The organism is Halorussus rarus (assembly GCF_003369835.1).
In the GTDB taxonomy this organism is placed as follows: Archaea; Halobacteriota; Halobacteria; order Halobacteriales; family Haladaptataceae; genus Halorussus; species Halorussus rarus.
The window spans coordinates 762,936-788,833 of record NZ_QPMJ01000001.1 but is presented as its reverse complement, the minus strand read 5'-3'; the positions used below and the strand labels follow the sequence as shown (position 1 = coordinate 788,833).

General features: G+C 69.4%; 30 protein-coding genes. 8 read left to right on the top strand and 22 right to left on the bottom strand.

Going from position 1 to position 25,898, the window contains the following annotated elements:
* Positions 1–5 precede the first annotated feature (5 nt).
* Positions 6–1,073, bottom strand: coding sequence for a methylmalonyl Co-A mutase-associated GTPase MeaB (meaB, locus tag DVR07_RS04060; RefSeq protein ID WP_115795489.1), 1,068 nt, complete (start codon positions 1,071–1,073; stop codon positions 6–8).
* Complete coding sequence (locus DVR07_RS04055; RefSeq protein ID WP_115795488.1) at positions 1,070–1,486, bottom strand: cobalamin B12-binding domain-containing protein; 417 nt, start codon at positions 1,484–1,486, stop codon at positions 1,070–1,072. Before DVR07_RS04055 ends, meaB begins: the two co-directional genes overlap by 4 nt.
* 431 nt (positions 1,487–1,917) lie before the next feature.
* Here DVR07_RS04055 and DVR07_RS04050 point away from each other — a divergent pair, with 431 nt between their 5' ends.
* The gene (locus tag DVR07_RS04050; RefSeq protein WP_115795487.1) at positions 1,918–2,538 is read left to right on the top strand and encodes a DUF420 domain-containing protein; all 621 of its coding nucleotides are present in this window, start codon (positions 1,918–1,920) and stop codon (positions 2,536–2,538) included.
* A 245-nt stretch (positions 2,539–2,783) separates the two neighbouring features.
* Here the strand turns inward: DVR07_RS04050 and DVR07_RS04045 are convergent, their stop codons facing one another.
* The 5 genes from DVR07_RS04045 to cyoE form a co-directional block, all read right to left on the bottom strand.
* Positions 2,784–3,572 carry an ABC transporter permease gene (locus tag DVR07_RS04045; protein WP_115795486.1) on the bottom strand — a complete coding sequence of 263 codons (789 nt, stop codon included), beginning with the start codon at positions 3,570–3,572 and terminating at the stop codon, positions 2,784–2,786.
* The gene (locus DVR07_RS04040; RefSeq protein WP_115795485.1) at positions 3,569–4,561 is read right to left on the bottom strand and encodes an ABC transporter ATP-binding protein; all 993 of its coding nucleotides are present in this window, start codon (positions 4,559–4,561) and stop codon (positions 3,569–3,571) included. The genes DVR07_RS04045 and DVR07_RS04040 overlap by 4 nt, the downstream gene beginning before the upstream one ends.
* A gap of 42 nt (positions 4,562–4,603) precedes the next feature.
* Positions 4,604–5,233, bottom strand: coding sequence for an SHOCT domain-containing protein (locus DVR07_RS04035; RefSeq protein ID WP_115795484.1), 630 nt, complete (start codon positions 5,231–5,233; stop codon positions 4,604–4,606).
* 81 nt (positions 5,234–5,314) lie between these two features.
* Positions 5,315–5,986, bottom strand: coding sequence for a DUF7546 family protein (locus tag DVR07_RS04030; protein ID WP_115795483.1), 672 nt, complete (start codon positions 5,984–5,986; stop codon positions 5,315–5,317).
* A gap of 39 nt (positions 5,987–6,025) precedes the next feature.
* Complete coding sequence (cyoE, locus tag DVR07_RS04025; RefSeq protein ID WP_115795482.1) at positions 6,026–7,399, bottom strand: heme o synthase; 1,374 nt, start codon at positions 7,397–7,399, stop codon at positions 6,026–6,028.
* Between the two features lie 170 nt (positions 7,400–7,569).
* Here cyoE and coxB point away from each other — a divergent pair, with 170 nt between their 5' ends.
* Positions 7,570–8,289 carry a cytochrome c oxidase subunit II gene (coxB, locus tag DVR07_RS04020; protein ID WP_115795481.1) on the top strand — a complete coding sequence of 240 codons (720 nt, stop codon included), beginning with the start codon at positions 7,570–7,572 and terminating at the stop codon, positions 8,287–8,289.
* Between the two features lie 91 nt (positions 8,290–8,380).
* Here the strand turns inward: coxB and DVR07_RS04015 are convergent, their stop codons facing one another.
* The 3 genes from DVR07_RS04015 to pdhA form a co-directional block, all read right to left on the bottom strand.
* Positions 8,381–9,136 carry a class I SAM-dependent methyltransferase gene (locus tag DVR07_RS04015; protein WP_115795480.1) on the bottom strand — a complete coding sequence of 252 codons (756 nt, stop codon included), beginning with the start codon at positions 9,134–9,136 and terminating at the stop codon, positions 8,381–8,383.
* Between the two features lie 170 nt (positions 9,137–9,306).
* Positions 9,307–10,158, bottom strand: coding sequence for a cytochrome c oxidase subunit 3 (locus tag DVR07_RS04010; protein WP_115795479.1), 852 nt, complete (start codon positions 10,156–10,158; stop codon positions 9,307–9,309).
* Positions 10,159–10,265: 107 nt separating this feature from the next.
* Complete coding sequence (pdhA, locus tag DVR07_RS04005; RefSeq protein WP_115795478.1) at positions 10,266–11,336, bottom strand: pyruvate dehydrogenase (acetyl-transferring) E1 component subunit alpha; 1,071 nt, start codon at positions 11,334–11,336, stop codon at positions 10,266–10,268.
* Between the two features lie 208 nt (positions 11,337–11,544).
* On the opposite strand from pdhA, the gene DVR07_RS04000 reads away from it, so the two are divergent.
* From DVR07_RS04000 to DVR07_RS03990, 3 genes are all read left to right on the top strand, one after another.
* Complete coding sequence (locus DVR07_RS04000; protein ID WP_115795477.1) at positions 11,545–12,855, top strand: M28 family peptidase; 1,311 nt, start codon at positions 11,545–11,547, stop codon at positions 12,853–12,855.
* Positions 12,856–12,956: 101 nt separating this feature from the next.
* On the top strand, positions 12,957–13,715 hold the full coding sequence (locus DVR07_RS03995) for an NAD(+)/NADH kinase (protein WP_115795476.1): 759 nt from the start codon (positions 12,957–12,959) through the stop codon (positions 13,713–13,715).
* Between the two features lie 68 nt (positions 13,716–13,783).
* Complete coding sequence (locus DVR07_RS03990) at positions 13,784–14,221, top strand: DUF7313 family protein (RefSeq protein ID WP_115795475.1); 438 nt, start codon at positions 13,784–13,786, stop codon at positions 14,219–14,221.
* 608 nt (positions 14,222–14,829) lie between these two features.
* Here DVR07_RS03990 and DVR07_RS03985 read toward each other — a convergent pair.
* The 10 genes from DVR07_RS03985 to DVR07_RS03940 all read right to left on the bottom strand — a co-directional run bounded on the left by DVR07_RS03985 (position 14,830) and on the right by DVR07_RS03940 (position 21,661).
* The gene (locus tag DVR07_RS03985; RefSeq protein ID WP_115795474.1) at positions 14,830–15,084 is read right to left on the bottom strand and encodes a DUF7314 family protein; all 255 of its coding nucleotides are present in this window, start codon (positions 15,082–15,084) and stop codon (positions 14,830–14,832) included.
* Complete coding sequence (locus DVR07_RS03980; RefSeq protein ID WP_115795473.1) at positions 15,077–15,391, bottom strand: DUF7315 family membrane protein; 315 nt, start codon at positions 15,389–15,391, stop codon at positions 15,077–15,079. The genes DVR07_RS03985 and DVR07_RS03980 overlap by 8 nt, the downstream gene beginning before the upstream one ends.
* Positions 15,392–15,413: 22 nt before the next feature.
* Entirely contained in the window at positions 15,414–16,193 is a 780-nt protein-coding gene (locus DVR07_RS03975) for a cytochrome bc complex cytochrome b subunit (RefSeq protein ID WP_115795472.1), read from the bottom strand.
* Between the two features lie 3 nt (positions 16,194–16,196).
* Positions 16,197–17,000 (bottom strand): cytochrome b, encoded by an 804-nt coding sequence (locus DVR07_RS03970; RefSeq protein ID WP_115795471.1) that lies wholly within the window; start codon positions 16,998–17,000, stop codon positions 16,197–16,199.
* A gap of 1 nt (position 17,001) precedes the next feature.
* The gene (locus DVR07_RS03965; protein ID WP_115795470.1) at positions 17,002–17,853 is read right to left on the bottom strand and encodes a ubiquinol-cytochrome c reductase iron-sulfur subunit; all 852 of its coding nucleotides are present in this window, start codon (positions 17,851–17,853) and stop codon (positions 17,002–17,004) included.
* 2 nt (positions 17,854–17,855) lie between these two features.
* Positions 17,856–18,242, bottom strand: coding sequence for a DUF7318 family protein (locus DVR07_RS03960; RefSeq protein WP_115795469.1), 387 nt, complete (start codon positions 18,240–18,242; stop codon positions 17,856–17,858).
* A 2-nt stretch (positions 18,243–18,244) separates the two neighbouring features.
* Positions 18,245–18,901 (bottom strand): plastocyanin/azurin family copper-binding protein, encoded by a 657-nt coding sequence (locus tag DVR07_RS03955; RefSeq protein WP_115795468.1) that lies wholly within the window; start codon positions 18,899–18,901, stop codon positions 18,245–18,247.
* 85 nt (positions 18,902–18,986) lie between these two features.
* The gene (locus tag DVR07_RS21965; RefSeq protein ID WP_205254478.1) at positions 18,987–19,991 is read right to left on the bottom strand and encodes a DUF7319 domain-containing protein; all 1,005 of its coding nucleotides are present in this window, start codon (positions 19,989–19,991) and stop codon (positions 18,987–18,989) included.
* A 63-nt stretch (positions 19,992–20,054) separates the two neighbouring features.
* Positions 20,055–20,720: a DUF7504 family protein gene (locus tag DVR07_RS03945; protein WP_115795467.1), complete on the bottom strand. Its 666-nt coding sequence runs from the start codon at positions 20,718–20,720 to the stop codon at positions 20,055–20,057.
* A complete protein-coding gene (locus DVR07_RS03940; protein ID WP_115795466.1) occupies positions 20,717–21,661 on the bottom strand; it encodes a GAF domain-containing protein in 945 nt (314 codons plus the stop codon). The genes DVR07_RS03945 and DVR07_RS03940 overlap by 4 nt, the downstream gene beginning before the upstream one ends.
* A 135-nt stretch (positions 21,662–21,796) precedes the next feature.
* Here DVR07_RS03940 and DVR07_RS03935 point away from each other — a divergent pair, with 135 nt between their 5' ends.
* Positions 21,797–22,282, top strand: a complete 486-nt coding sequence (locus DVR07_RS03935; protein WP_115795465.1) for a DUF7321 family protein — start codon at positions 21,797–21,799, stop codon at positions 22,280–22,282.
* 49 nt (positions 22,283–22,331) lie between these two features.
* Here the strand turns inward: DVR07_RS03935 and nth are convergent, their stop codons facing one another.
* Complete coding sequence (gene nth, locus DVR07_RS03930) at positions 22,332–23,021, bottom strand: endonuclease III (RefSeq protein ID WP_115795464.1); 690 nt, start codon at positions 23,019–23,021, stop codon at positions 22,332–22,334.
* Positions 23,022–23,188: 167 nt separating this feature from the next.
* On the opposite strand from nth, the gene mvaD reads away from it, so the two are divergent.
* Entirely contained in the window at positions 23,189–24,172 is a 984-nt protein-coding gene (gene mvaD, locus DVR07_RS03925) for a phosphomevalonate decarboxylase MvaD (RefSeq protein WP_115795463.1), read from the top strand.
* An 86-nt stretch (positions 24,173–24,258) separates the two neighbouring features.
* Entirely contained in the window at positions 24,259–25,464 is a 1,206-nt protein-coding gene (locus DVR07_RS03920; protein WP_115795462.1) for an NAD(P)/FAD-dependent oxidoreductase, read from the top strand.
* A gap of 13 nt (positions 25,465–25,477) precedes the next feature.
* On the opposite strand, the gene DVR07_RS03915 is transcribed toward DVR07_RS03920, so the two are convergent.
* A complete protein-coding gene (locus tag DVR07_RS03915) occupies positions 25,478–25,852 on the bottom strand; it encodes a hypothetical protein (RefSeq protein ID WP_193570010.1) in 375 nt (124 codons plus the stop codon).
* Positions 25,853–25,898 lie beyond the last annotated feature (46 nt).

Here is a 25,898-nt window from a genome sequence, read left to right as displayed (position 1 = left end):
CCGGGTCACTCCGGTTCGTCGAGGCAGTCCTCGATGGGAGCGATGACCTCGTCGGCCACAGAGTAGGGGTCGGTCTCGCGCTTCCGAACGCGCTCGACCAGGTCGTCCATCCCGCCGTGGCGCTCGATCTCGCCTTCCAGCATGTCGCCGACGTCCTCGCGGAGCAGGTTCCGGATCTCCTCGGCGTAGCGCATCCGCTCCTTCTCGGCGAGCATGCCCGACGATTCGAGGTGGGCGCGGTGGTCGGCCAGCGTCTCGACCAGTCGCTCGACGCCCTCGCCGCTCTCTGCGACGGTCTCGACGATCTGGGGCTCCCAGCCGTCGGCTGCCTCGTCGCCAGTAGTGTCGTCGTCACCGCTCTCGTCCGCCGGAAGTCCTCCCGCGCCGTGGTGACCGGTCGCGAGCCCCGCGGTGTGGTCGTTCTGCATGTGGACCATCTCCCGGAGCTCCTGGACGGTGCGGTCCGCGCCGTCGAGGTCGGCCTTGTTGACGACGAACACGTCGCCGATCTCGAGGATGCCGGCCTTGAGCATCTGGACGTCGTCGCCGCTCCCCGGCGGGACCAGCACCGCGACCGTGTCGGCCGACTTCACGATGTCGATCTCGTTCTGGCCGGCGCCGACCGTCTCGATGATTACCTTGTCCTTGCCGAACGCGTCGAGCGCCTTCACCGCGTCGGTGGTCGCGGTCGAGAGCCCGCCGAGGCTCCCCCTCGCGCTCATCGACCGGAAGAACACGTCCATGTCGCCGACGTTGCTCGCCATCCGGATGCGGTCGCCCAGCACCGCGCCGCCCGTGAACGGCGAGGAGGGGTCGACCGCGATGACGCCGACGGTCTCGCCCCGGTCGCGGTAGTAGTCGGCCATCTTGTCCACGAGCGTCGACTTGCCGGCGCCGGGGCTGCCGGTGATGCCGATGACCTCGGCGTCGCCGGTGTGGTCGTGGAGCTGGGAGACCAAGTCGCGGTAGCCCGGCGCCCGGTTCTCTATCTTGGTGATGACCCGCGCCAGCGCCCGGTGCTTGCCTTCCAGCAGGTCCGCGACGAGGTCGGCGTGCTCGTGCTCGGCACTCATCGCTCGGGGGCGTTCTCCCGGACGAACTCGATGGTCTCCTCCATCGGGGTGCCGGGGCCGAACACCTCGGCGACGCCCATCTCCTTGAGTTCGGCCTTGTCGTCGTCCGGGACGACCCCGCCGACCAGGATGAGGGTGTCCTCGAAGGCGTCGTACTCTTTGAGGCCGTCGATGATCTTGGGGACGAGCGTGTTGTGCGCTCCGGAGAGGATGGAGATTCCGAGGACGTTGACGTCCTCCTGGACGGCCGCCTGCACGATCTCGTCGGGGGCGTTGTGGAGGCCCGAGTAAATGACCTCGAACCCTGCGTCCCGGAACGCGCGGGCGATGACGTGGGCGCCCCGGTCGTGGCCGTCCAGTCCGACCTTGGCGACGAGGCAGCGAATCGACTGCTGTTCCTGGTCTGCGCTCATACCCGTGTTTTCAACACGTTCGGCTTTGACAGTTACGGAAACCCTGCTGAAAGTTCGTTTGGGTTCGTGAAACCGTAGTTGTAGAACGGGGACGGCGACGCGTTGTACCGCGGGTGAGCTATCGCTTCTTCCGACACCGGCGCGCACTGGCGCGGGCCTCGTGGCCGCGCCGACGTGTGCGAGGGACGAGCATCGCAGGCCGGAACGGAGTGGAGGCCGAGAAGCGCAGGCGGCTGGGGAGGGGTGAGGCCGTCGCGGTGCGGGGCGGTGCGGAAACTCATCGGTGACGGCAGTAGCTAGCTTCGTGGTGTCGTCCGTCCGCTCACCGTCGAGTGGTGTCGGAAAATGATCTGCACGTGGCAACTCGAACTTCCAAAATCGTTCGAGGACGGACAGCAATACACTTGAGTCGATAGTCCCAACGACCGGACATGGCGACCACAACCGCAAAGCGCCGGGTGAAGGACAACCCGCGCGCCGCGACTGCGGTCCTCTCGATACTCGGCTACGTGCTCGTGCTCGGGACGTTCGCCGGCCTCCTCCCCATCTACCCGGAGCTCGAACGCCCGACCGTGGACCTGCTGAGCCACGCCATCGCGGTCGTGAACACCGTCGCGCTCACATCGCTGCTGCTCGGGTGGCGCTGGATCCGCAAGGGCGAGGTCCGCAAGCACCGCGCCGCGATGCTGACCGCGTTCACCCTCATCCTTGCCTTCCTGGTGCTCTACCTCGTGAAGGTCGGCGGGGGCGGCGAGAAGTCCATCGCCGTGACCGGGCCGGTCTACTACGCCTACCTCGCGATGCTGGCGATCCACATCGTGCTGTCGGTGGTCGCGGTCCCCGTGGTGCTCCACGCCGTCGTGCTCGGACTGACCCACACGCCCGCGGAGCTCCGGGACACCGCTCACGCGAAGGTCGGCCGCTGGGCGGCCGGCGCGTGGAGTCTGAGCCTCGCGCTCGGCATCGTGACGTACCTGATGCTCAACCACGTCTACGGCGTCGACGAGTACATGGCCGCGGTTGCGCCGTTCGTATTTTCGCTGCGACGGTAGAGAGTGCGGTCAATTCGATTCCGAAGACGACTGATTCGGTGGAGCTAGCTACTGCCGTCACCTCTGTCCCGCACCGCCCCGCACCGCGACCGCGAGCCTCGTCCCTCCCCAGCCTCTTCCTTCGCTCCCTCCGATCGCTCAGTCATCCCTCGCACGCACTGGCGGACCACGAGGGTCCGCCAGCGCGCGCCAGCGGTGAAAAATCGGTCGAGCGCGAAAGGACGACACGGCGGCGTCCGATTTCCTCAGTCCGTCCGGGGAATCGCGTACGCCCCGGCAGCGAAGAACACCAGAGTGAGCGCGGCCAGCACCGCGAGGTTCGCCCCCCAGCCTGCGACCAGCGGATCGGCGCCCACCACGCCGGACTGATATGTCAGGTCACGGACTCCCCGGGCGAAGTAGGTCAGCGGCGAGAGGTTCATCGCGGGCCGGAACCACCCCGGCAGCAGCCCCGGCGAGACGAACGTGTCCGAGAGGAACAGCAGCGGGAGCGCGATGGTGTTGCTCGCGGCGATGACGCCGTCCTGAGAGTCGGCCAGGCCGCCGAGCACCGCGCCGAGACCGCAGAACAGCGCGACCGCGAACGCGACGAGCACCGCGACGAGCGCGAGGTTCGCCGGGCCGAGCGCCAGGCTCGCGGTGCCGGTCACCAGCGCCATCAGCCCGAGGATGAGCAGCCCCGCGATGCCGATGATGGCGACGTTGACCAGCGTGTGGGCCAGCAGCCACTCGGCCCGGCCCAGCGGCGTGGTCGCCAGCTTCTCGAACCGGTTGCCCTCGCGGTGGCGCGCGACCTCCGAGCCGACCCGCGAGAGCGGCGTGAACAGCACCACGACCGCGAGGTAGCCAGGCAGGTAGTAGCCCGGCGGCTGGGCGAATAGGCCGCCGCCGCCCGGGTTGGTCTGGACCAGCACCGCAAAGATGAGGATGAGGATGACCGGGAAGAAGAACGTGAAGAACACCGCGGTCCGCCGCCGGGTGAACGACCGCCACGCCGCGCTGGCCTCCGCCCGGACCCGACCCGCGGTAGTCATCGCTCGCCTCCCGCGAGGGCGGTTTCGCTGTCGCCGCGCTCCTGACCAGCCAGGTCGCTCTCCCGACCGACCGTAGCGTCCGTGCCGCCCGCGACCGACCGCCCGGTCAGCCGGAGGAAGGCGTCCTCGAGGTCGGGCTCCTTCCAGGTCAGCGACTCGTAGGCGACGCCCGCGTCGTTCAGGGCCTCGACCACGTCGCCGATGTCCTCGGGGGCGACGCCCGCGACGACCAGCCCCTCGTCGGTCACCTCGGCCTCGAAGTCGGTGTCGGCGAGCGCCTCGACCGCCGCTTCACCGCTGCGCTCGGTCTCGACGACCACCCGCGTCCGGCCGCCGTGCTCGGCAACCAGGTCCGTCGGGGTGCCGACCGCCGCGACCTCGCCGTCGGCCAGCAGGGCCACCCGGTCGGCGAGCCGGTGAGCCTCCTCCATGTAGTGGGTCGTCAGGAACACCGTGGTCCCGCGGTCGGCCAGGTCCTCGATGAGGGTCCAGAGCGCGCGCCGGCCCGCGGGGTCGATGCCCGTGGTGGGCTCGTCGAGGAAGAGCAGGTCGGGGTCGTTGACCAGCGCGGTGCCGACGCAGGTCCGGCGGCGCTGGCCGCCCGAGAGGTTCTCGTACCAGGTCGCGTCGGCGTCGGCCATCCCGACCTCCGCGAGCACCGCCTCCGGGTCGCGGGCCTCGTCGTAGAGGCCGGCGTAGTAGTCGACGAGCTCGCGCGCGGTGAGCCGCTCGGGCGGGTCGAACGACTGGGGGAGCAGGCCGAGCCGCTGGCGGTCGACCGCGGTCGGGTCGGTCCCGAACACCGACACCGACCCCGCATCCGGGTCGGTCGTCCCGGTCAGCGACCGGACCAGCGTGGTCTTGCCGGCACCGTTCGGCCCGATGAGCGCGAACACCTCGCCCTCGCCGACCGACAGCGAGACGCCGTCGAGCGCCGTCGCGTCGCCGTAGGACTTCCGGAGGTCCTCGGCGACGAGTACCTCGCTCATGGGCGGAGATTGTTGCGGTCGGCTGGTAAGCCGTTCGATTCGCTACTCGTCGTACTCCTTGAGGTTCTGCTTCCGGCGCTCGAACTCCTCGGTCGAGATGAGCCCGCGCGAGTGGGCGTCGCCGAGCCGGCGGAGCCGCTCCTCGACGGTCTGGCTCTCGGTTCGGGACACGTCGCCGCCGCCGGTGTCCGGCGTCTCGGCCTTCCGTCGGTAGGTGGCGTATTCCGCGGCCCGGGCCACGTCGTCGGCGTCGAACCGGCCCGGAATCCAGAGGTAGTACGCCGTGTCGGCGACCGACAGGTCGATGCGGTGGCGCTTCGGCCCGTCGCGGTGACCCACGCCGTCGATGTCGCCGTAGGGGAGGCTCAGCGACTTGTCGCCGGTCTCGCCGACGCCCAGCTGGAGGTACACCCGGAGGTCGGTGAACAGGAATGCCCCGCCGCGCTCGGGGTCGACCGTGTCGTCGGGGTCTCCGAGGCCGACGCCCTCCCGGGCGGCCTCGAAGCAGAACCGCGGGCGCTCGCCGTCCGCGAGGTGGGTGACGAGCGCCGACTCGAGGTCCGCGACGCCGTCGGTCGTGCCCGCGAGCCGATCGGCCGTGACCGATGAGTGGTCGGCGTTGTCGGCCAGCATCGCGGCGAACCGTCGGGCGTCGTCGCCGGGCGGAGACATGGTCGTCAGACGAACGTCTGACGCGGAGTCAATTATAGTTGTCCGTCATTATCACGCAAAATAATCTCGTCTCCGCGGCGGTCAGAACCGCCCGCCGAAGGAGGGGCGCCACCGGAGCAGCGCCACGGTGACGACGAACGCGACCGTCCCGAGGGTGTACGACCACTCGCTGGCCGCGGCCGCCACCGCGGTGCCGCTCCCGACGACGCCGGCCGCCAGCGTCGCGGCGACCGGCCACGTGCAGCTGACGCACGAGACCAGGCCGAGCAGCCCCGACACCGCCGACCCCGCTGCCTCCAGCACCGTGTCGTAGACGAGGTACGCGAGGGTGAGGTAGCCCACCAGCTTGTACGGCATCACCGAGAGCTTGACCGCCGAGCCGGTGTACAGCAGCGCCGGCCCCCATCCGGGCGGGAGCCACGCGACCCGCCAGCCGAGCGCGTGGTGCCCGCCGGGCCCGACGATGCCGCCCGCGTACGCCAGCAGCCCGAAGTAGCCGACGGCCATCGCCGCCGCGACGTAGCGGTCGCGCGGCGACTGGGCCGCCGGGTCGGTCCGGACCAGCGCCCACGCGCTGACGTTGAGCCAGACGAACGGGAAGACGAGGTACCGCCACTCGGTCACGGTCACGTCCGCGAGCAGCAGGTACGCGAACGTCAGGATGAGTTCGGTGTTGATCAAAAGTCCGGCCCACAGCAGAGCGTCGCGACTCGGGCGGAGTCGACCGACGTCGAAGCCGAGCGTTCGGGTCATGGTCTGAGTCGAGTGTCGTAGAGTCCGTTTCTGCCGAGGTCAGAACACCAGCGCGTCGGCGACGACCGCGAGCAGCAGTGCGCCCAGATAGGCGTTCGAGGCGTGGAACGACCGGAACGCCGCCTGCTCGGTCTGCTCGTTGTGGAGGCGGACGACCGTCCAGAGGAAGACGCCGCCGAAGGCGACGCTGGTTGCGGCGTAGAGCAGGCCGAGCGTGGTGACGGCCGAGAGCAGGCCCGCCGCCAGCAGGGTCGCGCCGAGGTACAGCAGGATGTGCTTGCGGGTCACGGCCTCGCCCCGGACCACGGGCATCATCGGGAAGCCCCCGCGGGCGTAGTCGTCCTTGTACGCCAGCGCGAGGTTGTAGAAGTGGGCGGGCGTCCACAGGAAGATGACCCCGGCGAGCACGATAGCCGGGAGGCCGATCTCGCCCGTGACCGCGGCCCCGCCGATGAGGGCGGGCAGCGCGCCGGCGAAGCCGCCGATGACCGTGTTCTGGACGGTGTTGGGCTTGAGCACCAGCGTGTAGATGACGCTGTAGAACAGGATGGCGAACATCCCGAGCGCGGCCGCCAGCACGTTGACCGTCAGGAACGCGACCAGCGAGAGCGCGGCCAGCCCGAGGCCGAACGCCACGGCGTTCCGGACCGGGGTCCGGTCGGTCGCCGCGGGGCGGTCGGCGGTCCGGTTCATCTTCCGGTCGACGTCGCGCTCGAGGACGTGGTTGAACGTGCCCGAGGCGCCGATGGATAGCACGCCGCCGGTGAGGGTGGCGACGACCGTCTCGACCTCCAGTGCGGGGCCGGCGGCCAGCGCCATCCCGGCCGAGGCGACCAGACAGAGCAGCCACATCAGCCGGGGCTTCATCAGCCGGAAGTAGGCGAACCCGGTGCGCTTCGCGCGGGCCAGCGGACCACCGGGGAGGTCGGCGGTCGGCGCGGGACCGGACTCCGCGGCGTCGGGAACCTCGTCCGGGTCCGCGACGCCGGTGGGTTCGTCGAACGTCTCGGGTTCGAGCGTCCACGCGAGCGCGAGGACGATGCCGCCGAAGATGGCCATGCCGCCGACGAGGTGGACCGCCGACAGCAGCGCCGGCGTGCCTGTCGTCGCGGCGAACGCGCCCAGTGCGACCTGGGCGGGGTAGAGCACCGCCGAGGTCGCGAGCGCGGTCCGGACCCGGCGGTCGGCGTCGCCGGTCCACGCGAGCGCGGTCGTGACCGCGAGCCCGGTGCCGACGACCAGCGCGGCGACCCGGTGGCCCCAGGCAACCGCGAGCGTCGGCCGGTCGAGCGGGACCAGCCAGCGACCGTTGCACGCGGGCCACGTCGGGCAGGCGGCCGCGGCGTCGGTCAGGGCCGTGGTCGCGCCGACGACCACCAGCAGGTAGACGCCCAGCGCCGTGCCGGCGAGCATCGTGACGAACCGCCGAGGCGTGTGTCCGGTCACGAGAATCTCCTAGTCGGTTGTGGGGACTCGTCGTATTTAGAAGAACCGAATCGCGGGGCGGACGGCCCGTCGAATCCGACGTCTCGAATCGGGAAGTCAGTAGGTATTTATGAGTCTCGTCCCAATTCCTCACCGACATGAGTGCAAAGCGGACAGCGTTCGCAACGCTACTGGGGATCGCGGGGCTCGCCCTGTTCGCCGACCCGGTGCTCGCGCAAGGGTACGACTCCACGACGGAGGCGCTGATACAGTCGCTGAACACCCAGCTGCTGTACATGGCGATACCCATCACGGTGCTGGTCGAGGGCATCCTCGTCTACACCGTGTGGAAGTACCGGAAGAACGACGACCCCAAGCCGACCAAGGAGAACCGGCGGCTCGAGATCTCGTGGACCATCGCGACCGCGCTGGTCCTGCTGGTCGTCGGGTACGCCTCCTACGGCGTGATGGCCAACGAGTACGTCGCCCAGCCCGAGAGCGCCTACCAGCCGACCGACGAGGCGGTCGAGGTCGAGGTCGTCGGCCAGAAGTACCTCTGGAACTACAACTACCAGGACGCCAACGTCTCGACGACCGGCACGCTCGTCCTGCCGCGGGGGAAGAACGTCTACCTCAACGTCACGTCGAACGACTGGCTGCACGCCCTCCACGTGCCCGAGATGGGCCTGAAGCAGGACGCCGTCCCCGGCACGCACAACACCATCAAGACCAAGCCCACCAGCCTGGGCACCTACCAGCTCTACTGCGCGGAGTACTGCGGCGTGGGCCACTCGAAGATGCTCGGCGAGGTCGAGGTCGTGACCCAGGAGGAGTACCAGGACTGGCTCGACGAGCAGCAGGGCAACAGTTCGGCCTGACGTCGCGCCGCTCCGCCTCGCTTCTCTCGACACCGCTCCCTTTTCGTTACACCGTACTCCCAGCAGTCGATAGCTACTCGGGAGATAGCGCTCAGTCGGCCGTCGGGCCGGGCTCGGCGACGACGACCACGTACTCCGTTCCGGCGCCGTCGCCGGTGACGGGCTCCGCGCGCCGGACGTCGAACCCCGCCGCGTCGACCAGCCCCCGCCAGTAGTCCACCGGGTCGGCGTCCGCGCCGTGGGTCAGCGGAAGCTCCAGGACGCCGACCACCCCGTCGGGCCGACACGCGCGGCGGGCTTCGGCCAGCGCGCGCTCGGCGTCGGCCCGCGGCAGGTCGTGGAGGACCCGGCAGGCCGTGACCGCATCGGCGGTGTCGTCCCCGAGGGGGAGCCTGCTCGCATCGCCCGCCACGGGCGCGACATCGAGGCCGGCCCGCGCCGCGTTCCGGCGGGCGAGCGCGGGACCGTTCCCGAGGATGATCCGCGAATCGAACACGTCGAGCCCCACGACGGTGGCGTCGTCGGGGAGCCACGGTGCGAGGCCGACCAGCGAGCGACCGGTGCCACAGCCCACGTCGACCACGAGGTCGGCGTCGGCGACGGGGAGCGCCCGGCCGAGCGCGTCGTACTTCTCCCGCTCGACCGTCCAGGGCGGCGGCGAGAGGAGCCGCCTGACCGGAGCGTAGCCGCGCCACACGGCCGCGAGCGCGAGGAGAATCGCCGCGGGGCGGGTCGAGCGACCGCGGCGCCACAGCAGTCGGCTCGCCGCCGCGAGTGCGAGCGCCGACGCGATGCGACGGAAGCGGCGTCGCCAGTGGTACGCGCCGAAGTTGTAGGTGGGCCCCATCGCCCGGATCGACGGGGCGGAAGGAGAAAAAGACCGGAGCCGAATCGCCTCTCGGCGGCTCGTAGGGTCGGTCGTAATTCTGTATCGGTCAAAATCCGGCGGCGGAATATTTCACGACCGAAAAACGGTTGGTGGAGCGCCCGTGCCGAAAATGGTCACGACCGACCCTATCAGACCGCGATCTCGGCGCCGGCGTACAGCACGACGACGAGGAAGATCCAGACCGCGTCGACGAAGTGCCAGTACATCGAGACCGTCGTGACCGACAGGTCCTGGTCGGCGGTGTACTGCCCGTACAGCGCGCGGACGAACACGATGCCCAGCAGGACCGCGCCCATCGAGACGTGGAGCCCGTGGAGGCCGGTCAGCGCGTAGAAGGCGCTACCGAAGATTCCGGACCCGAGGTTGAAGCCCTCGTGCTGGATGAACTGGTAGTACTCGTACACCTGCCCGCCGATGAAGACGATACCGAGCACCAGCGTGGCCGCGAGCCCGACGAGGAAGTTCTGGCGGTTGTCCTTCCGGAGTTCCACGTGGGCCCAGTGGAGCGTGATGCTGGACAGCACCAGCAGCGCGGTGTTGATGAGTACCAGCGACCCGAGCAGGTGCGGGAGCCCTTCGGTCGACCACGTTCCCACGCGGATCCAGAAGTAGTAGACGAACCCGGCGCCGAACGTCGCCATCTCGGAGCCGAGGAACAGTACCATGCCCCACTTGAGCGCGTTGCCGCCGTGGCCGTCGCTCGACCAGAACGCCTTGACGAAGGCGTGGTAGACCCACCCGTACAGGCCCACGAGGAACAGGGTGACCGCCCCGACGAACGCCACGGGACCGTAGATCGGGTCGACGACGGGCTGCTGGCCCCGCCCGAGCAGGAACAGGGCGGCCCCGATGTAGATGCCCGCACCGCCCAGCGCGGTGACGAAGGGCCACCAGCTCGCCTCGCCGAACCCGCGCGGCCAGTCCTCGACGGCCGGCAGGTGGTGGCCGTGCTCTTCCGATGAGTCGTCCGCTACTGTCATACCCGGACCTTGCGGGTCGAATAGTAAAAAGCCACCTGAACGCGGCCGCGGGCCGGGGCGACTCCGCGACGGAGACCCGGCCCCGACTGCCGGACCGCCGTCCCCGACTACCGCTCGACCTCCGGTTCGTCGACGACCTCGCGGCGCTGGCGCCGCAGCGTTTCGGGCGTCCGGGCGTAGACGTGCTCGAAGATGTCGTCGACGTCCATGCCGGTGCGGTCCTCGACGTTCACGACCGCCTCGGCGACCCGGTCGTCGGCCCACTCGCGGACCTCCCGCTCGTCGTCGTCGCCCCAGTCGTGGGCCTCCTCGAGGTAGTCGCGGGTGCGCTCGAGCGGGTCCTTCTGCTGCCACTCCTCGACCTCCTCGTCGTCGCGGTACTTCGAGGGGTCGTCGGTGGTGGTGTGGGCGCCCCGGCGGTAGGTGACCGCCTCGATGAGCCGCGGCCCCTCGCCGTCCTTCGCGGCGTCGAGGGCGTCCCGGACCGCGCCGTACACCGCGAGCACGTCGTTCCCGTCGACGCGGACCCCGTCGAAGCCGTACGCGTGGGCCTTCTGGGCGATGGTCGCCGAGGCGGTCTGGCGCTCGCGCGGGACCGAGATGGCCCACTGGTTGTTCTGGCAGAAGAACACCGTCGGGGTCTCGAAGACCCCGGCGAAGTTCATCCCCTCGTGGAAGTCGCCCTCGCTGGTCGCGCCGTCGCCGAAGCTGACCAGGGTCGCGGAGTCGTCGCCCCGGTAGTCGGCCGCCATGCTCGTGCCGACCGCGTGGGGCAACTGGGTCGCGATGGGGATGGTCGGCGGGAACGTCCGGAGGCCCTCGGAGTCCTCGCGGTCGACGTAGTTGCCCTCGCCGAGCAGGTGGACCAGCACGTCCTCGAGTTCGAGCCCCCGCGTGAGGTACATCGCGTGGTCCCGGTACGTCGGGAAGCAGTAGTCCGACTCCGAGAGCGCGAAGGCCGCGCCCACCTGGGCGGCCTCCTGGCCCTGGAGGGGCGCGTACGTCCCGATACGCCCCTGGCGGTGGAGTTTCACCGCCTTCTCGTCGAACGTCCGGGCGAGTACCTGGAGCCGGTAGAGGTCGGTCACCGCCGACTCTGTGAGGTCGGGGACCGTTCGCTCGTCGACGGTTCCGTCCGGTTCGACCACGCGGGTCACGTCGGGTGCCTGTATTGCCATATCGTCGATCACCGACCGTCTATGGCAAAATGTGCCTCCATCGTTATAAAGTATTGTTGGAGGCTCAAAATGTCTTAAACTGGCCACCGTCTTTAAAAGCTCCTCCCCGAATCTTCTAGGAGTCGTTGGCGAGAACCGGGTTCGAGTGACGAATCGTCGGAACTTTCGATTCGAAAAACTTACGCCGTCACCCGATTCATGCGGTGGTATGACACAGTGGATCGGCGAGACGTTCGCAAGCGACGCCGGATGGGACCTCCTGGAGTCGCTGGTCGACGTCGGCGACCGGATGGCCGGCAGCGAGGGCGAGCGCGAGGCCGCCGAGCTCGCGCGCGAGGCGCTCGACCGCGTCGGCGCCCGGAACGCCCGCCTCGATGAGTTCGACGTCCAGGGCTGGACCCGCGGCGACAGCGCGGTCCGGGCCGGCGACACCGTCCAGGACTGCATCGCACTCCCGCGGAGCCCCGCCGAGACCGCGGCGGGCGAACTCGTGGACCTCGGCCACGGGCTGCCCGAGGACTTCGAGGACGCGGACCTCTCCGGCAAGGTCGTGATGGCCGCCTCGAACGTCCCGGACTACTACGACCGGTTCGTCCACCGCCGGGAGAAGTACTACCACGCCGTCGAGGCCGGCGCGGCCGCGTTCGTCTTCCGGAACCACGTGGAGGGGTGTCTCCCGCCGACCGGCAGCGTCGGCACCGACGAGGACCCCATCGGCGACGTGCCGGCGGTCGGCGTCAGCAAGGAGGTCGGCGCCCGGCTCGCGCGGCGGTGGGAGGGCGAGGAGGTCGAGGTGGCCGTCGAGGCAGATGCCTCCGAGGCGACCAGCCGGAACGTCCACGCCGAACTCGGTCCCGACACCGACGAGGAGGTCCTGGTGACCAGCCACGTCGACGCTCACGACATCGCCGAGGGCGCGATGGACAACGGCGCCGGCACCGCGATGGTGGTCGAGATGGCGAGGGCGCTCGCGGCCCGCGAGGACGAACTCGACACGAGGGTCCACTTCATCGCCTACGGGGCCGAGGAGGTCGGGCTGGTCGGGTCGGGCCGAGACGCGGAGAGCCGGGACCTCGACGACATCAAGGCCATCGTGAACAACGACGGGGTGGTCCGCGGGCGGACGCTCTCGTTCCACACGCACGGCTTCGACGCGCTCGACGAGGCGGCCGAGGCGGTCGGCGACGACTTCGGCCACCCGGTGACGACTATCCCCGAGCAGGGCCCGCACAGCGACCACTGGCCGTACGTCCAGTGGGGCGTGCCGGGCTACCACGTCATGAGCGAGACCGGCGACGAGGGCCGCGGGTGGGGCCACACCTACGCCGACACGCTCGACAAGCTCGAGGTCCGGGACCTCCGCGAGCAGGCGATACTGCTGACCGAGCTGACGGTCCGGCTCGCGAGCCAGGAGTTCGACGTAGAGCACAAGGAGCCCGAGGAGATCGCGGCCGCCCTCGAGGCCGAGGACCAGGCCGAGGGGATGAAGATCATCGGCGACTGGCCGTACGACGGATAGCGTCGCGGGGCCGCCGGCCAGCCGACTCCGTATGCTTTTCACAGATGGCGACGCAAGGAGGTACCAATGGGTAGCGCGAACGCCGAGGAGGCCGGACGGGGATGACGCTCGGAATCGTTGGCGAGGGCGCGCTCGCGGACCGGATCCGCGACGCGGTCGCGGACGAGGCGTCGGTTGTCGACGGTCCCGCGAGCGAGGTGGTCGCGGCCGACCCCGACGCGGTCGCCGCGGTCGGCGAGTCGGCGCTGCTGAAGCTGGTCCGCGCGGAGGTGGACGCGCCCGTTCTACCGGTCGACGCCGGGCCGGGTTACGGCGGAATCGCCGGGGACCGGGCGGTCGACGGCGGGGACGATTCGTTGTCGGCCATCGACGCCCTGCTCGCGCGCGAGTTCGAGACCGAACCGCGAGCGGTCCTCGGGGTCTCGGTCGGGGGCGAGCGCGTCGGGCGCGCGCTGGCCGACGTGATGCTGGTGACGACGGAGCCCGCCCGCATCTCCGAGTACGGCGTCCGGTCCCGGGGCGAGCGGGTCGCGCGGTTCCGCGCCGACGGCGTGGCCGTCTCGACGCCGACCGGGAGCCACGGCTACGGCCGGAGCGCGGGCGGCCCGCTGCTCGAACCCGCGTCGGGCGTGGTCGGGGTCGTCCCGGTCGCGCCGTTCGCGGTGAACGTCGACCACTGGGTGGTGTCGGCCGACCGACCGGTGGAACTCACGGTCGAGCGCGACGAGGGCGCGGTGTCGCTGCTGCTCGACGACGAGGCGGTCCGGCGGGTCCGGCCCCACACGCCGGTCTCGGTCCGCGAGGACGGTCACCTCGACCTGGTCCGGGTCGCCGATAGCCGGCCCTTCTTCGAGCGGTAGCCGGCGGGCGACGGCGATCCGAGGACCAATGGAAAGGATATAATACGTCGGCTTTCCGAATATCGTGTATGGAACCGCTGTCACTGCTCGGACCCATCGACGTGCTCGAACCCTACGTCGAGTACGTGGTGTTCGCGCTCGTGCTGGTCAACATGGGCACGCGCTGGTGGGCGTACCGGGACTACCGCAAGCAGGCGCGGAGCGACGACCGCGAGGAGGAGCTCGACCGCAACTGGCTCCACGAGCTGTCGAACGTCGTCCTCGTGCTCGGGTCGTTCTACCTGCTGACGCTCCACCACCACGCCGGCATGGTCCTCTCGTCGCTCGTCCTCGGGCTGTTCATCACCGACTTCTTCGAGTTCGAGTCCAAGGAGGTCGAACTCCGGCGCGACGAGAAGATCACCAGCCCCAAGGGGTCGATAACCGCCTCGGTCCTGGTGCTGCTCTACGCGGGCTACATCAGCCTGTTCTTCCTCGTCGACCAGTGGTGGAACGCGGTCGTCTGAATCCGGTCGTCTTTGCTCTCGGTCGTCTGGTTCTTCCTCGTCGGTTGGCGGTCGCAGCCTATTGGCCCGCAATTCTACGCTCCACTCCGCAATCCTGTGCTCCACTCTCATAGCTGTAGAACCGGCAGGTGACAGCGCACATCGTCGGTTGCTCGTCCGGTTCGCGTCGCCGCGCATCCGATAGCTCGACCTTCCTCCTCGCCGTTTCGTTCCATTGCCGACGGACTGCGTCGGCGATATCTTGACGGCGTCAGCACGACGACGTCCCGTATCCCCAGGACCTGGGTCCCGGGGGTAGTAGTCGAAGGGACGTACCGGACCGTTACCCGCTGTACCGAGTCGGCGTCCGTCACGTAGTGCGGAAGAAGGGGCGTCGTCGGCCGGCTCGGAGGGGCGACCGAGGCGAGAGACCCCCACCGCGGCGTCGACTCGACGCGCAACCCGCGCGTGCTGAATCGGAGCGTCGACCGGAGGGCACGCGCGACGGCCCACAGCAAGGCGGCGCGGAGACCGACGGTTCGGGGTCGGTGAGCGAGCCGGGGCGGTCGCCGGCGAACGAGAACCGCAGAAGGGGTCGGCTGTGGCCGCGGTCGCGGGACGGGGTCGGTCTACGACCGGGCGCTGCGGAGCTGTTCGATCGCGGGGATGACGACCCAGAAGGCCAGGACGCCGAGGATGATGAACCAGGCCAGCACCTCGCGGAGGGCGATGGACACCTGGCCGTACGTGTCCAGGTTACCGGGAATCTCGCCCCAGAGCTGTGCCTCCTCGAAGCCGGGCGTGGTGTACCAGCCGGACAGCACCATCCAGAGCAGGCCGCCGCCCGTCGCTATCGCCAGTCCCTTCGCGAATTCGTCAGCCATCGTTCGAAGGTTCGTCGGAGCCGTCTTTAGGTTTTCCCATTCCCTCGGCGCGGAACCGGGTCGCGAAGGCGTACACCGCCGCGCCCGCGGCGATCATCGCCACGCCCAGGACCGCCAGCGGCAGGTCGAGCTCCGACAGCGAGAGGGTCGCGCGCTGGGTCGCGGTGTCGAGGACGATGAACCCGCCGACGACGAACGCCACGGCGAACATGGTCGAGAACACCGTCACGACCTTGTAGAGTTCGAGCGGCACCTCGACCTCGCGGGCGCCGGACTCCCCGTCGGTGTCGTCGGTACTCGGATCCATGAGGCGAAAAATCGCTACGGAGTCACTTCGGCGGTCGGAGCCGGTAGTACCGCCGGTTGAGGTCGAACATGTACCCCTCGCGCATCGACCGCAGGACCGCGTACGTGATGGTCGCTCCGACGATGGGCAGGAGGAACGAGAGGTCGAACAGCAGGTGGGAGTCGATGGGGACGAGGTTCTTGATGGACACCAGGCTGATGGTCCACGCGAAGATGAAGCCGGCCATCCCGACCGCGGCCCAGAACGGCTGCTCGACGGGCCGCCGGGCGCTGCCCTTGTTCAGGAACGGGACGATAGCGATGAACCCGACCACGACGATGTTGGCGATCACGCCGTACGTCCGGTCGGCCATCAGCTTCTCGCCGCCCAGGATCGCCAGCTCGGGGTTGAGCGGGCCGAGCTTCAGCAGGCCGAACGACCAGTAGAGGTACCAGTCGGGCAGGATGACCGCGGGGGTCGAACTCGGGTCGGCCGGCGCCCCGAGGTGGGGCGGGAGCGTCGCCGACAGGAAGATGATCATGCCGACGAAGAAGCTCGTCAGCGAGAGGTTCCGGATCATCTCGTGGGGCCACACCGGGAACGCCAGCACGTCGCGCTCGACGTAGCTGGACTCCTGGCGGAGGTCCTGGTCCTCGCGACGGGCGCGCTCGAAGTACTCGTAGGTCAGCCGGGAGAGCCCCTGCGTGCGCTCCTTGCGCTCGCGCCACGTCGGGGTCTCGTCGTCGGGCGGGACGATGCCCGTCCCGCCGCCGTCGGTCTGTGCGTCTCCGCTGCCGTCGGTTCTGGTTTGTTCGTCTGACATTGTTTAGTGGGGTTCCGCGATGCCCTGGATCCACACGATGGCGATGTGGACCGCGACGAGGGTCGTGACCACGAACGGGAGCAGGAACACGTGCATGATGTACATCCGCTGGAGCGTCGCGGCGCCGGGACTGAACCCGCCGAACACGAGCTGGGCGACCCACTCGCCGATGAGCGGGATCGAGAGGCTCATCTCGACGCCGATCTGGCTGGCCCAGAACGCCAGCTGGTCCCAGGTGAGCAGGTAGCCCGAGTACCCGAACACCATCGTCAGGCTGATGAGGATGATGCCGAGAATCCAGTTGAGCTCGCGGGGCTCCTTGTACGCTCCGGTGAAGTACACCCGGAGCATGTGGAGGAACACCGCCGCGACCATCACCTGGGCCGACCACCGGTGGATGGACCGGAGCATGAACCCGAAGTTCAGCTCGGTCATGATGAACGTCAACTGGTTGTACGCCAGCGACGCGTCGCCGGACGCCGACACCGTCCCGGGCGCGTAGTAGAACCCGAGCAGCGCGCCGCTCAACGCGGCGACGACGTAGGCGATCGTCGAGAAGCTCCCGAGCGCGTACAGGGGGTACCAGTACCAGAACTTGTTGTCGAGGTTGTACTGCTCGGTGTGGCTCTTGGGCATCTGCATGTTGACCCTGTAGTAGAGGGTCTCGAGGATCTCGAGGTAGTCGACGATCCGGAAGCGCTTGTCCATCCAGATGAGCGCCGTGAGGAACGTCGTCTCCACCGGCGTGAGCTCCTTCTCCTGCATCCACTCGCCGTGGTCGTGCTCGTCCTTGCGTTCGATGCTCATGTTAGTCGTCCTCCGGTCGCGGGAGCGCGACGAACGATTTCTTCACGATGTTGAACGGGTCGTACACCGACTGGTGACACTGGCAGTAGATCATGTCCTGCGCGCTCGCCACCTTCGACCCGGCCAGTCCCTTGAACGACGGCACGCAACAAAAGTGCGTGCATTTGTTCAGGTTGGCGATGAATCCCTCCGAGGTGCTGGCCTTGAGCCACTCGTCGTTCTTGGCCATCTCCTCGACCCGCGTGCTCCGGATTACCTGGATCGGAATCGTGCCGCTCGGCGGGACGTCCTGGGAGCGCCAGGTCCCCATCGCGGGCTTGCCGAGGCCCGCCTTGCCGATGCCGTTGCCCCAGGACTCGTAGTCCGAGAAGTCGTCGACGTGGATCTTGGCGCCCTGCTCGACCTCCTCGTTCTGCCACTCGAACTTCGAGTTCCCGCTGTAGCGGAAGTAGTTGTCCTGGTCGGCTTCCGGCTGGACGCCGGGGTAGGTCTGGACGCCGCAGTACTGGAACCACTCGTTCGAGTACGTGACGCCCCCGAGGTCCATCTCGGCGATCGTGACCTCGCGGCCCTGCTGGGTGACGGTCTCCGGTTCGGGCCAGAGCCCCTTGAGGTACCCCTCCGAGTCAATCTCGACCGGGATCTGGGGCATCCCTCGCGGGGCGGGGCCCGCGGTGTTCTCCATCGCCATGAACTGCCGGATACCCCCGCCCTGGCCGGTCGGCGCGGTGGCGGAGTTGATCCCCGCCGCCGCGGCGGTTCCGACGCCGGCCAGCGACGCGCTCCCGACGACGCCCTTGACGAAGCGGCGTCGACCTGTGCTGTCTGGATACTTGTCGTCTTCACCTGGCATTGTTATCGCTTGTAATACGGATAGACTGCGCGCTTGACCTGGTCCCACGCGTCACCGAGGGTCTCGGTGCCGTACTGCTGCTCTTCGCGAACGTAGAGGTCCTCCCACTTGCGACGGCGCTTCTTGACGATCATCACGTCCGGGAGGAACTCCTTGCGGTACAGCAGAAGGATGAACGCGAGGTCGACGAAGATGATCGCGAGCACGAATCCGAGGTACATGTTGCCGATCTCGCTGTACCCCCAGCCGCTCACCAGTCCGTAGGTGAACAGGCCGACGAACACGACCTCCACCACCGTCAGCAGGACGATGGCGATGGCCGCGGCCGTGCTCTCGCGGGCCGGTTCGTAGCGGTGGATGTCGCCGTAGGTTGAGCCTGTCGATGACATGGTTATCGGTTACTCCCGCTCGCGTGCGGCGATTCGCCGTACTTCAGGAGGAAGAACGTGTAGATGAGCGAGACCGCTATCATCAGCAGGGTCGCCAGCCCGACGAAGTGGGCCTGGAACGGGACCCCCATGTGCTCGGGGTCGGCCTCGCCGCCACCGCCGCCGCCCGTCGAGGCGCCGCCCTCCTGGACGGTGATGGTGCCGGTCATGCCGGCGGTCTCGTGGGGTTGGCAGTAGTACTCGTAGGTGCCGGTGGTCTCGAAGGTGTGGGAGTACTCGTGGCCCGTGTTGTACGTCTTAGTCTCGCCGCCCGCGGTCCCCTCCCAGTTAGCGCCCTCCGGTTGGCTGGAGGGAACGACGTTGTGGTTGTCCGACTCCCACACGAAGTGGACCGTGGTGCCGGGCGCGATGGTCAGGTCGGCGGGCTCGAACACCAGGCTCCCGCCGGGACCGACTATCACCTCTTCGGTCGGACCGCCGCCGCCGGACGCGCCTCCGCCCGTGGCCGTCCCGTTGGCGGCGGTCGTGGTCTCGTTTCCGGTGGCAGTGGTGTTGCCCGACGACGTGGTGGTCGTCTCCTGGGCCGCGGCGGCCGCTGCGCCCGCCCCGGCGCCGCCCGCAACACCGGTTGCTGCCGTCAGAAAGTCCCGCCTCTTCATACGGATGAAAGTCAGGACAGGAATCGCTTAAAGCCACCGATGCTACCGTAACGGAGTCTGCGCGGCGGACGCGCCGGGAACTGCCCTAACTGCGGCCGTCGGACGCCGACGAAACGCCGGTGCCGGCCGCGTCGCCCGACCGGCCGGTCGCGTCGTCCGGGAGCGAATCGTCGCTCTCGTCCGGGAACGAACCGCTTTCGCTACCCGGCGCCTCCTCGCCGCCCTCGCCGGGCAGGAACTCGGGGCGCTCGTCGTCGTCCAGCCCGACCGCCCGGAGCCGGTTGCGGTACTCCTCGGCCCGGAACCGGTCGGAGAGCCGGGCGTTGGCGACCAGCAGGAAGACGAACACGCCGAAGACGAAGAAGCCGACCGCGGCCACCGCGGCCACGAGCGGGAGACCCATCGCGATCCACGCCGCGAACAGCGCGACCCCGGCGAGCACGTGGACCCCGGCGACGACCTGCATCAGCTGGTTGCCGAGTTGACCCGAGCCCTCGGGCACCTCGGCGGGGTCGGGGAGCACGTCGCCCTCGGGCACCTCGGGCACCTCGTAGCTCTCCATCGACGACAGCGCGACCGAGGGCTTCACGTCCCGGAGTACGGTGCCGCTGCCCTCGACGCTGCCGTCGGGGTAGACCACGGCGTACCCCTCGTCGGAGTACGCGAGCAGTTGTGGCTCGCCCTCCTGCTCGATGCGTTCGACCACCGCGAACACGTCCCGGTCGGCGACCCGGCTCTTGAGGTCGGCCTCGACCCTGTCGAGGAGGGCGTCGCCGGTGATCCACGAGTCGTGGTCGAACGCGACCTCCCACTCCTCGTAGCTCATCTCGGCCATGTCCCGCGGGCCGAAGTCCTCGAAGTCGTACTTCTCCTCGACTTCCTCCGGGGAGGGCCGGTCGCGCTCCGCGTCGGCGTCGGTCGGCGATCCGCCGCGGCCGCCGTCGTCGGGCGACTCCGGGGCCGGTCGCTCTGGCGCGTCCCCGTCTCGCGTCTCGGCGTCGTCACCCCGCGCTCCGGAGGCGTCCCCGTCCCCGGCCGGCGCGGCGTCACCGGGGCGGTCGCCCGGCGGGTCGTCCGAGGCGTCGGTCATAGCTCGAAAGTCAGAGGCGTAGCGGTATAAGCGCCCCGACGTCGACTCGGCGTCGCAGCGCGGTCAGTACGACGTCCAGCCCCCCGGCTGGTCGGAGAGACCGCGTACGCGGAGCCGGCGGTTCCCGTCGTCGCCTTCCCGGACGTCGACGCGGGCGTCGCAGAACTGGGTCATCGTGCTGACGACGCGGTCGTCCTGGGTCGCGGGGTCGATGAGGAACACGCCCAGCCCGTCGGTCGCCGAGATGCGCCCGCCGAGGGTGTGGACGAACCGCGAGACCGTCTGGAAGTCGGTGTACATCAGCAGCGTCGACAGCGAGTACAGGCCCGTCCGGACGCGCTCGGTGCCCGCCTCGCGGAGGCGCCGGCACCACCCCGAGAACTCGATTCCCACGCCGGTCAGGTCGCCCGGGCTCGACACCGTCTCGACCCGGTCCGAGGGAACGGGGTTGCCCTGCTGCTTGCTCACGCAGTCGACGACGCCGAACGGGGCGTTCGCGAGCCCGGTGCACAGGTCGTCGCACTCCCCGAGCAGCGTCTCGCTGCCCTTGTTGGTGGTGAGGAGTATCATCCCCTCCCCGCGGTCGTTCCCGTCGGTCACCAGTCGGAGCGCGAGCCGGCGCGCGCCCGACATCGTCGGTCCGGCGACCAGCAGGGTCGTCCCGGGGTCGACCCCCTCCAGCGGCAGGTCGGGAGCGAACTCGTACCGGGCGGCGCGGTGCTGGCTCACGAGCCATCACTTCCGACGGTCGACGCCGGGGCGTCGTCCGGACCGTCCCGCAACTGGGTCACCTCGAGGTGGAGGTCGAGGATGCTCATCGTCACGTCGGCGAGCCTGTCGAGGAACTCCCGGTCGTCGGCCGAGAAGGTGTGGGGCTCGCCGTCGTAGGCGCAGAGCGTCCCGATGGAGAGGCCGCCGCCGGTCGTCAGGTCGGCGCCGAGGTACGACCGGATGCCGAGGTCGTCGAGGCTCTCGTTCTCGGCGAACCGCGGGTCCTCCTTGACGTCCTCGACCGCCGTGACCGTCCCCTCGTCGGCGATCGCGTAGGTGCAGATCGACTGCTCGCGGGCGGTCGGCGTCCAGTCGGCCCCGTGGCACACCAGGAACTCCTGGCTGTGCTCCTTGATGAGGTTGACCGACGCCATCGGCACGTCGAGCCGCTTGGCCGCGAGGTCGGTGACGCGCTCGACGTCGGCCCGCAGGTCCTCGGAGTCGAACTCGTAGGAGTCGAGCGCGGCGAGGCGGTCGGTCTCGTCCTGGGGGAGCGGATACGCCGTCTGGACCCGGAACGTCGACGTGAACTCGACCAGGTTCCAGAGCCGGTCGGCCGCGTCGGCCGCGTCGGCCGCGTCCTTCGAGACGTACTCCGTGACGGCGTCGGCGTGGGTCTCGGTGTCGAACGCCGCCCGGTCGGTCCGGGTGAAGAGGACGCACCCGGCGCTCGGCCGCAGTTCGCGGACCCGGTCGGCGACGTCCAGCCCGGTTCCATCGGGGAGGTGGTACTCGGTCACCACGCAGTCGACCGCGCGCTCCCGGAGCGGTTCCTCGACGCCCGCCAGCGTTTCGGCCTCGAGCAGCGTCGGGTCCCGCGCTTCGCTTCTGAGGCGGTCGAGCGTCGCCGCTCGGTCGGACTCGTCGGGGTCGACGCAGATGATGGTCGGACCAGGCATGTCGTCGGTTCGTGCGTTGGCTCACACCTGGAATGGATTAACCTTGCTCTCGCGGGCCGAGAGCCTCCTCGCCCGACCCGTCGGGGTCGCGACGCTTCCGGACCCCTTAACCCACCGCGCTCCCAACCGCCGCGCATGGCGAGCGAGCCCCTGGTCGCGGCCGCGATAGCCCTCGTCGTCACCGCCAGCCTGCCGTTCTACCTCTACGGGGCCTGGTACATCCTCGACCAGGAGGTGGTGACCTGGGACGTGCTGATCCACCACCTCAAGTTCATCGCGGTCGGACTGCTGCTGACCACGGTCCCGATGGTGACGTGGATGCTGCCCCGCTTCTTCGACCAGATAGGCGGGTTCGCCGCCCTCCACGCCTTCCTGGGCCTGCAGGCGTACGCGATGCTCATCGTCGCGCTGACGGGCATCGTCCGCATCTTCCAGGTCAAGCGCAGCCACGACCTGTACGCTTCGGACACCGACCGCGACGTGGAGATAAACGACCTTCACGAGAACATGGGGGCGTGGCGGGGCCGGCTCCGGGTCGGGGTCGCGGGCTACGTCCTGTTCTGGCTGCTGGCGTGGCTCATCGGCATCGTCCGGTTCTTCCTGCGGTACGTGCTGTACTGACCGCCCGCGCACCGGCGACACGCTCGGCCGTCGCCGCGTCCGGCGACGGTCAGGCGTCCCACGGCTCGCCGCTGGCGAGGTCGACCTCGTGGTCGAGCCGCGAGGACGGGCAGACGTCCTCGAGCACGCAGTCGCCGCAGTCGGGGTTGCGCGCGGTGCAGGTCGCCCGGCCGTGGCTGATCAGCAGGTGGGTGTACTGCTGCCAGTCCTCCTCCGGAACGACGTCGAACAGGTCCTCCTCGATGGCCTCGGGACGCTCCTCCTCCGTGATGGCGAGCCGCCGGGAGAGCCGCTGGACGTGGGTGTCGACCACGATGCCCTCGACCACGTCGTGGCCGTGCTGGAGGACGACGTTGGCGGTCTTGCGCCCGACGCCCTTGAGGTCGGTCAGCCCCTCCATCGTGTCGGGCACCTCGCCGTCGTGCTCCTCGAGCATCGTCCGGGCAGAGGATTTGATGTAGTCGGCCTTGCTGTTGTGGTAGGTGATGGAGCCGATGTCCTCGGAGAGCTCGTCGACGTCGGCGTTCGCGTAGTCCTCGACGGTCCGGTACTTCTCGAAGAGGTGCTCGGTCTCCTTGTTCACGCGCTCGTCGGTGCACTGGGCCGACAGCATCACCGCGACGAGCAGTTCGAGCCTGTTCGAGAAGTCGAGCGAGATGGTGGAGTCGGGGTACTCCTCGTAGAGCCGCTCGATGACCTCCTCGGTCTGGGCCTCGCGCGTGTCTAGTGGTTCTCCCATGCGCGAAGCCTGGAGTGGAAGGGGTTTGAGCCATTCGGCTTCGGATCCGCCGCGAACCGGATCTGCCGACGCCGGCGACGACCGGCGTGCAGAGCGGGGGCGCGCCCGACCCGGACCGGTGGGGCGGTACCGGGAGTTTTATCGGCCCGAACCGCCGCGTTCCACGCATGAAGGCGACCGCGAAGGCCCACCCGATCCAGGGGCTGGTCAAGTACCACGGGATGCGAGACGAGGAGCTGCGGCTCCCGTACCACGACTCCATCAGCGTCTGCACCGCGCCGAGCCACACGAAGACCACCGTCGAGTTCGATCCCGACCTCGACGCGGACACCTTCGTCGTCGACGGCGAGGAGCTGGCGGACCACGAGGCCGACCGAGTGATGAACGTTGTTTCACGCGTGCGCGAACTCGCCGACGCCGACCACGTCGAGCACCCCGTCCGGCTGGAGAGCGAGAACTCCTTCCCGTCGAACGTCGGACTCGGCTCCTCGTCGTCCGGGTTCGCCGCGGCGGCGATGGCCCTCGCGGAGGCCGCCGACCTCGGGCTCTCCCGCCCGGAGATCTCGACCGTCGCGCGCCGCGGATCCTCGTCGGCGGCCCGCGCGGTCACGGGTGCGTTCTCGGACCTCCACACCGGCCTCAACGACGAGGACTGCCGCTCCGAGCGCCTCGACTCGCCCCTCGAAGACGACCTCCGCATCGTGGCCGGGCTGGTGCCCGCGTACAAGGAGACCGAGCACGCCCACCGCGAGGCCGCCGACAGCCACATGTTCGAAGCCCGGCTCGCCCACATCCACGAACAGCTCGCGGAGGTGCGCGACGCGCTGCGCGAGGGCGACTTCCGCCGGGTCTTCGAGACCGCCGAGCACGACTCGCTGTCGCTGGCGGCCACGACGATGACCGGGCCCGCCGGCTGGGTCTACTGGAAACCGGCCACCCTGGAGATCTTCGACGCCGTGCGCGAGCTCCGCGAGGAAGAGGACGTGCCGGTCTACTTCTCGACCGACACCGGTGCGAGCGTCTACGTCAACACGACCGCCGAGCACGCCGACCGCGTCGAGGAGGTCGTCGCGGATTGCGGCGTCGAGACGATGGTATGGGAGGTCGGTGGCCCGGCCGAGGTCCTGCCGGAGAGCGAAGCTCTGTTCTGATTGCGATTCGGTTTTCCCGCACCGCCCGACGCCGTCGACTCGCTCGTCCCTCACTCCTAAGCCCGCGGGCGCCGTACTCCAACGAAATGGAAGTCGCTGTCCTGGGTGCGGGCTACGCCGGCCTGACTCTCGCTCGAAAGCTGGAACGCAATCTCCCCGACGACGCGGCCATTACGGTGGTCGAGCGGACCGGCCGCCACCTCGTCCAACACGAGCTCCACCGGGTTATCCGCCGGCCGTCGCTGGCCGACGACATCGCGGTCGAACTCGACGAGGTGCTCGACCGCGCGGCGGTCCGGCGGGCGGAGGTCGCCGACGTCGACCCCGACGCGGGCGCCTTCACCCTGGCGTCGGGCGAGACCGTCGACTACGACTACTGCGCCGTCTGTCTCGGGGCCGAGACCGCGTTCTACGACCTGCCCGGCGTCGAGGAACGGGCCACGCCGCTCAAGACGCTCGACCACGCCGAGCGCATCCGCGCGGAGTTCCTCGACGCGCTGGCGGCCGGTCGCGCCGCCGAATCGGCCGGCCATGACGGTGAGCCGTCCGGTGACGCGGACGGGTCGACCGCTCGCGTCGTGGTCGGCGGCGCGGGCCTCTCCGGCGTGCAGGTCGCGGGCGAGCTCGCCGCCTTCGCCCGCGAGGAGGGCGCCCGCGACGCGGTGACGATAACCCTCCTCGAGCAGTTCGACAGCGTCGCGCCCGCGTTCCCCGAGAACTTCCAGTCGGCGGTCCGCGACCAGCTCGAGTCCCGCGACGTCGAGATACGGACCGGTACCGCGGTCGCCGCGGCCGACGACGAGGCGCTCGAACTCGACTCGAGCGAGCGGCTGAGCTACGACCAGTTCGTCTGGACCGGCGGCATCCGGGGCCCCGACGCGCTCGACGGCGAGCGGCCCGAAGTGAAGAACACCATGCAGGTCGGCGACGGGACGTTCGTCGTGGGCGACGCGGCCCGGGTGGTCGACGCCGACGGCGAGGCCGTGCCCGCCAGCGCCCAGGCCGCGGTCCGGGAGGCCCGCGCGGTCGCCGACAGCATCGCCCGCCTCGCCGAGCACGACCGCGATGGCGACGGCGTCTTCGAGCCGCGGCTCGACCCGTTCGCGTTCGACTCGCCGGGCTGGCTGGTGTCGGTCGGCGACGGCGCGGTCGCCCAGGTCGGCCCGACGGTGCTCACCGGCCGGGCCGCGAAGGCGCTCAAGACGACAGTCGGCGCGGGATACCTCTCGTCGGTGGGAGCGATCAGCAACGCCGCGGACCTCGTGAGCGAGGAGCTTGGATACGAGCGGTAGAAAGCGTGTGCGGTCAGAGCCCGGGGACGCCGAGCGCGCCGGCCGCGAGGATGTCCAGTACGCTCAGCACCACCAGCACGACCCAGACCGTGACGTACGCGACCAGCGCGATGCCGAAGGCGCTGCCCCAGCCGCCGGGGTAGCGCGCGTTGATGACGTACACCCACGCGAGCAGGCCGAACACCGAGCCGAGCAGGCCGCCCACCAGCGGGAGGATGCTGAGGATGCCGGCGACCAGCCACCAGACCACCGCCCCGACGAGCGCGGTGAGTATCGCGTACTCGTAGTCGTCCCGGTCGGCGATGACGCGCGCGCCGACGTAGATGCCGAACGCGCCGATGAGGAGGCTCACCACGAAACCGATGAGGTAGTTCAGGAACCCTACCATGTGTGCGTATCTGATTCGAGCGTGCATTTATAGGTGGCGTCTGTCG